Genomic DNA, 6,332 nt, shown 5'->3' with positions numbered 1-6,332 from the left:
AGACAAGTAACAACATCACCAGTGTACTAATCTGTTGATGACAATTTGTGGAGAGATGGCTGAGTGGTTGAAAGCACCGGTCTTGAAAACCGGCATACGTTAATAGCGTATCTAGGGTTCAAATCCCTATCTCTCCGCCACATTCAAAACAAAAAAGCCGTTGATTATCAACGGCTTTTTTGTATCTAGGTGCACTTGCTCAATCAAAATAGGATTGACTGAGACAATGTACTTATTCAAATCGCCATCAGGCACCTACTACACGCGTCTATGCTTCCCAAAATATTTAAGAAGCAAGGGCTTCCCCTTTGACGTAAAAGTATCTTTATGTACAAAAGAACGCGCTATTGCTGTCTCACGCAATGCCGCTTTAATCGCAAAACTACACCCTACCATTCATACACTTCCCTCTACGGTTCACTTTAAGGATTTTAAGCCCATTCTTGATGATGTGATCAACGATGTTAGGGGTCAATTCAGCAAGAATACCTCTCAACCATTAAATGTTTCGCCCAGTTCACTATATCCCACTTCACTATCGTTAAAGTCACTGCTAGAGCAGTTCATTTCATCTAAGAGGCTTGATGGTATTACTCACTTATCGATTTCACAGCTTCAGCTGCGAAACCAGCACTTCATTGAAACAGTTAGCGTTACTCAAATAACTGAAGTTCGCTCTTCCGTTGCAATGGACTATCGCGATAAGTTGCTGAGCCAAGGGCGCAGTCATAAAACAAATCGAGATTATTTTGCTGCGATTAAGCAGTTCATGAATTGGTGTGTAGCTAAAGAATATTTGTCTCAAAATCCATTTATCGGCATAAAGCTACCCAAAGGCTCTGGCAAAGTCAGTGAAGATAGAAGTCGATGGACTCAAGAAGAAATTTGCTATCTTACTCACCACAAGCATTACAGAGCTTCCGATGAGCAACTGCGTATCGCTTTTGAATTAGTTCTGCGTCACGGCGCACGCCCAGCAGAAATATGTCAGCTGTTAACAGCTCAAGCGCACTTCGATTGCGAAACGCCGTATCTATCCATTTCAGAAGAATCAGACTCGCAACACGTTAAAAACGCGCACTCTTGCCGTTTGGTCCCCATTCATCGAGCTTTGCTCGATGGCAGGTTTGAAAAATATGCCAGAGCACGAAAGGCTCTTGGTAAAAAGCAGTTGTTTGATTTTATGCCGCTTGGACCCGATAAAAACTGGAGTAAGCAATTGACAAGTCAGTTTGGAAAACTACTGACAAGCATTGGATGGAAGCCTAAACACAGACCAACTCTGTATGGGCTACGACATACTTTTATTGACGAACTTAAACAAACTGGTGCGGCGGAGCACGTGGTTGCGCAAATTGTCGGTCATCGCCATCCAAATATGACTTTTGGGCGGTACGGAAAAGATATTGATTTAGCCAACTTGGCTAAGCACGTGAATCTGTTTTCTATTGAAATTGGGGTGGCTCATGAATCTAACTAACCTTACGTTTCGCGACCTCAGCGTTGCTCAATATGGCGACGAATGTTATCTAGACTACGTCATTACGTTACCGATTTCATTTGAGCAGTTAATTGACGAACTCGCTGATGACGATGAATATTATGCACATATGCTTTCTACGCTACTCGCTCGCGGTGTTGCGAGAGTGTTTCTAGAGAAATCTCATGAAGATGGTAACGATGGACAAACCATCAAGTTGTGTATGCAAACGAGTGATTGTCGATTTTTGCTAGATGTGTTTCTGTGTAATGAGGTGAATTTGAACAAGCTTAAGTTTTCTAGACATCTCAGAAAACATAGCGAATTTAATGGGTTGTCTATCGACTTCGATGGTAATTTTCTTGAGTCAGAGCTCGCGGGGCTTAAGCATACTCACTTTGTTGCTATGCCAGAATTAAAGCTAAGAAACAATCTTGAAGGACCTTGGTTAGAGTCACTATTCATTTTGCATCTACATAGAGCGCTTAACAAAGCGATTTTGTTTAATGGCGATAGCCATATATGCAGTGGTGGCAGTGAGCTTGTTGTCGAACATATCTCAGAACGACATGAAAACTTTTATCGTGATGACTACTATGAGCCGCTTGTAGCATTGCGTCGTGAAACATCCTCGGGTGGCGATAAGTACTGTTTACTTTATGCTCGCGACTGGATGAAGTAATTCAAACCCTCCGTAAGAGGGTCGCGGAACCGACCCTCTTAAAAAAATCAAAAAAATCCGTTTTTTGTGATTTTTGTTTTCTATAAAAAACAGGCTTTTATTCAGAAAATATTAGCACCCACTAATTATAAGTTGTTGATATATAAGTATTTATATTTGACGCCGTAATCCTCGTTGATATGATAAACCCAAATAACAAGCCTGTGTTTATGTGCAGGTTTAGGATATGGGATTCACTTATGAATACATTTAAGGAATATTCAAAAGAGTATTTAGAAGACATTCAGTTTACACACGCACCAACGACGATTCGTTCAACAACATCACGCGTCAATAACCTGAATCGAGCTTTTGGCAGCAAAAAAATTAAAAACATAAAGAAAGCAGACATTCGACGTTGGTTAAAGACTCAGCACAAGATTTGGTCTAACAAAACGATTAATGAGCATCTCACGGTACTAAGGGAAGTGTTCAGCGCAGCGATAGAGAACGACGCTATTCAGCGCAATCCGATGACCAATATCGAAAACTTAAAAACAACGGCAGCTGAGTGCCATCCCTTCACTAAAAACGAAATTAGTAAGATATTTCACTATGAACCCCTTTGTTTTATTGGCAGAGCAGCTTTTTCCACCGGAACGCAAACAGGGTTGAGAATTTCTGAGCTGCTTGCTGTCGATTGGGATTCTATCGATTTCACTAATAAGAAGCTGCAAGTGAAGCGTGCAGTGTTCAAAGGTAACTATCGCGTACCCAAAACTCCGGGTTCAGTTAGAAATGTAGAGTTAAACGAGCACGCGTTATCGATACTTAAATCGTTATATCAACGCACGGGTAAATTGAAGCCTAGAACCATTGATGTGCTGCAAATCGACAATAAAACCAAGCGAAAAGAGTCAGTCTCGTTTGTTTTCTTTAACTCAAAAACCAATCGTCCCTTTACCGACGGTAGTCAATTTGCGAAATCCTTTCTAACACCGGCTTTACGTATTTTAGATATTCCGCATCGTGGTCCAGGACAACTTAGACATACATACGCAAGTCAAGCACTCACTCAGGCCTTAAACGCTAACTATGTTGCACGTCAGATGGGACACAAAAGTGTTGAAACTATGCGCAAGCATTATGCCAAGTGGGTACAAGAAGACGCATCCGATAATGCAGCTGTGTTGAGTCGCGGTTTCGATAATGTGTTTAGCTCTGGTAATGACAACTCGTCGATTGAAGGAATCGCAATCGATTCGAATAAAGAAACGAATCTACACTCAGACTCTATTGATACCGAAGACATGGTAAAAATGCTTGAAGTGCTTTCTATGTGTAAGAAAAAGCCTGCGCTCACAGCACTCGTTAATTCAATGTTAGCAGGGGACTTATAGCGTATGCGTCAATACAATCCCAATTGTATCCACTCTCTCGTAGTGTGCCGCCAAAAAAACACTTGGCGAAACCAAAACCGGACAGTTAACCAACTAAGCTCTCGTTTCACTTTCTGCTCCGCAAAAGATGAAACGAGAGCGGTTGGCAAGGGAACTCCCTTGACCCTGAGAATGGCCCATACCCACAGAGGGGGTATGGCATGAAAACCATCCGATTGTTTTATCGTCATTTCAACATTAACACTACTCGTGGTGGAATCGCAAAATTGCTTAAAACGTTGCGCCACTCACTCAGAATACTCCACAGAGACAATAGCAAAAAGCTCGAGTGGGACGAGTCTTTGTCTAGTGGCAATTTGATTTGGGCTAATGGTATGACTAAGCATCTGGACGACTACTCACTAGAAGAGCGGCAGACTATTTTCGATGGCATCATCCCTCGAGCAAAACTTAAAAATGAAAGTAGATTGAAAGACCAGCGCCGTCAACTACGCCATAAAGTAAAAAAAATGTGTGACACTGAACGGAAAAGTGGCAATGAGCATGCGGCTTATCTCTTAGAGATGATTTATCTCCAGGGGCACAACAAAAAAGTACCAGAGACGCCGATTAGTCATTTAGAGAGCCTCACGCCGCCAATGGCTCGGCATAAACAAAAAATGAAAACAGTAAGAAAGTTTGCGCGGCTACATAACCAACTCGTAGGCGCAAAGCCGAACGTGAATTCCACTTATCTGCAAGAAGGCATTTTTAAGATACCGCATCGCTGGGAGGTGGATGACAACACCATTACGCCAGAAGAGTGGCTTGAGTATACAAAGGGCTGTCTAAAGCACTTTTTCCCCAATTACCCCATTCACGCTCTAGTGGTTCATGTTGATGAAAGGCTAAAGAACGAGTTGACGGGAGCACACTGCCATTATTTTTTGTCTGGACAAGATTCAGTCTTTGGAAATTGGGACTTGTTAAAAACACAAATAGAGGTCGTGAATCAATTCATTGATAGCAAAAACCGGTCGCTCATTGAACAAAAAAAAGAGCTCGAGAAGCAAGGAAAATTCGAAGAATCAGAAAAGTTGGAAGACCTTGAGGAGTTATTGCCTGAAAACTGCATTTTGACTCGAGAGCAGTCTGCGATTCATGGTGAGCGCTTGCAACGGATGTTTTACGAGCATATTAATCAACATTTTCTAAACCCTAAAGGCTTACATGCAAAAGTAAGCAGCGAAGAAGAGCGTAAGACACTCGAGTACAAACAAATGGCTAAACAAGCTCGTTCTGCGAAATCAGAGCGAGAATATAACTATGAGTCAAGACTAGTTGAAGAGCTGAAAAAAGAACGGCTTCTGTTAGAGCAAACAGCTGCTGAGAAGGAAAATGAGATCGCATTGCTCGTATCTCAGGTAGAGCAGTTAGCTTCTAAAATAGCTGAAAGCGAATCGATTTTCGAATGGCAAAAGTCTCAGCAACAAGCAGAGCTGGAGCAACTCAAACAAGGCAACAGAGAGTTGCGTTTTGAGGGAGTTCGGCTCAAGAATTTCGCTGAAAAGATCTCCGGTAAGGTGGGTGAAGAACTCTCCTCGATCATTCGTCAAGCTTACATCGCCGTCCAGTATCAACAAAGAGGCCAGCAGCAAAAAGCGAATGACTACTTCAATCAATTGGTAAAACGTTTGGACAATGAGATGGACTTAGATATTAAACCCATCACACAAAGCGCCATTGACGCCATAGAGAGCACAAAACCTGATAATTCCAATAATGAGGCGACCTATGACTGATCCAGGACAGTCGATACCCATTACTTTCTTTTCTTTCTTTCTTTAGTGATTAGTGGGGTATCAAATGAGCAATCAAAAATTAGGACGCACCCCAGCGGTGTCGGACGATGAAATAATTCAAGCCGGTATAAAACTTGTCGAACGTCAACAGCGTGTCACTGGGTTTTCACTCAGAAAAGCCGTTGGTAATAAAGGTGATGCGAATAGATTAATGAAGGTTTGGAATCAGTATCTGCAATCTCAACAGCTACCAGAACCGCATACCACCCATGTTATTCCTGAAGAGCTTAAGGAGTTGCATAACTGCCTCGTAGCATCTTTCTCAAAGCAGCTAATGGAAACGATAGAGCGGGCTAATGATATGGCAACAGATATTGCGGATAAGAAAGTCAAGGTGTCTTTTGACGCTATATCTGAGCGTGAAAAGCTTATTGAACTCGAAATGGCAGATGCAATGACTACCATTGAATCACTTGAGTACCAACACGTTACTGTTCAAGAGAAAATGCATGAGATCGAACACGATAATCATGAATTGAGGAGTCAGCTTGCTGCGGCATTAAAAGAAGCAGAGATACAATCAGTAAGTATCGCTGATTTGAAATTGGAAAAACAAGAACTCATGAAATCTTTATTTACGATGAAGGATATTGAGCCTCAACGGGACAGTTCGGCATAAATTGACGATGAATAAACGCCGTTTTAACTAAAACTCCAAATTAAACTGAAGGGCCCAAAATATGGATAATTCTTACGATACACTCTACAACCGCCACATTCGATTAGCTAGAAAGGCCGCACAGGGAAAGTTTGGATGAAAGCGCAAAAGCTATATGGCAGTACTTCGAAACAACTAGGGCGTGTTGATGTTTCGTGAGTGTTTTTTGAACAGCATGGTAAAGAGTTATAATTTGCTTCGCCAAAAGTAAAACCATAACCAATACCATGCCAAGAACAATGCTAACTGATACTCGCTGGGAACTGCTACTCCAAGTTATAAAAAGTACAGG

At 41.8% G+C, this 6,332-nt stretch carries 5 protein-coding genes, 1 tRNA gene and 1 pseudogene; 6 read left to right on the top strand and 1 reads right to left on the bottom strand.

Annotated features, from left to right (window positions below; genetic code table 11):
- The first annotated feature begins 49 nt into the window (after nucleotides 1–49).
- The 6 genes from ACTS60_RS10145 (at nucleotide 50) to ACTS60_RS10120 (ending at nucleotide 6,001) form a co-directional block, all read left to right on the top strand.
- A tRNA-Ser gene (locus tag ACTS60_RS10145) sits at nucleotides 50–140 on the top strand.
- Between the two features lie 86 nt (nucleotides 141–226).
- Nucleotides 227–1,480, top strand: coding sequence for a tyrosine-type recombinase/integrase (locus tag ACTS60_RS10140; protein WP_440888120.1), 1,254 nt, complete (start codon nucleotides 227–229; stop codon nucleotides 1,478–1,480).
- Nucleotides 1,467–2,162, top strand: coding sequence for a hypothetical protein (locus ACTS60_RS10135; protein WP_409587265.1), 696 nt, complete (start codon nucleotides 1,467–1,469; stop codon nucleotides 2,160–2,162). The genes ACTS60_RS10140 and ACTS60_RS10135 overlap by 14 nt, the downstream gene beginning before the upstream one ends.
- A 239-nt stretch (nucleotides 2,163–2,401) precedes the next feature.
- On the top strand, nucleotides 2,402–3,541 hold the full coding sequence (locus ACTS60_RS10130) for a tyrosine-type recombinase/integrase (protein ID WP_440888119.1): 1,140 nt from the start codon (nucleotides 2,402–2,404) through the stop codon (nucleotides 3,539–3,541).
- Nucleotides 3,542–3,741: 200 nt separating this feature from the next.
- A complete protein-coding gene (locus ACTS60_RS10125; protein ID WP_440888118.1) occupies nucleotides 3,742–5,322 on the top strand; it encodes a hypothetical protein in 1,581 nt (526 codons plus the stop codon).
- 64 nt (nucleotides 5,323–5,386) lie between these two features.
- Nucleotides 5,387–6,001 (top strand): DNA-binding protein, encoded by a 615-nt coding sequence (locus ACTS60_RS10120; RefSeq protein WP_440888117.1) that lies wholly within the window; start codon nucleotides 5,387–5,389, stop codon nucleotides 5,999–6,001.
- Between the two features lie 103 nt (nucleotides 6,002–6,104).
- Here the strand turns inward: ACTS60_RS10120 and ACTS60_RS10115 are convergent.
- Nucleotides 6,105–6,332: pseudogene (locus ACTS60_RS10115) on the bottom strand (hypothetical protein); the annotation flags it as partial.

It is taken from the genome of Vibrio sp. WZ-1 (assembly GCF_052037695.1).
GTDB lineage: Bacteria > Pseudomonadota > Gammaproteobacteria > Enterobacterales > Vibrionaceae > Vibrio.
Note: the sequence above shows the minus strand (reverse complement) of the source record. Positions and strands in the feature narration are given on the sequence as shown.

Bases quoted from the DNA above. Each gene is read 5' to 3' on its own strand.
- ACTS60_RS10140 (WP_440888120.1), top strand. From the start codon at position 227: ATGTACTTATTCAAATCGCCATCAGGCACCTACTACACGCGTCTATGC.
- ACTS60_RS10135 (WP_409587265.1), top strand. From the start codon at position 1,467: ATGAATCTAACTAACCTTACGTTTCGCGACCTCAGCGTTGCTCAATAT.
- ACTS60_RS10130 (WP_440888119.1), top strand. From the start codon at position 2,402: ATGAATACATTTAAGGAATATTCAAAAGAGTATTTAGAAGACATTCAG.
- ACTS60_RS10125 (WP_440888118.1), top strand. From the start codon at position 3,742: ATGAAAACCATCCGATTGTTTTATCGTCATTTCAACATTAACACTACT.
- ACTS60_RS10120 (WP_440888117.1), top strand. From the start codon at position 5,387: ATGAGCAATCAAAAATTAGGACGCACCCCAGCGGTGTCGGACGATGAA.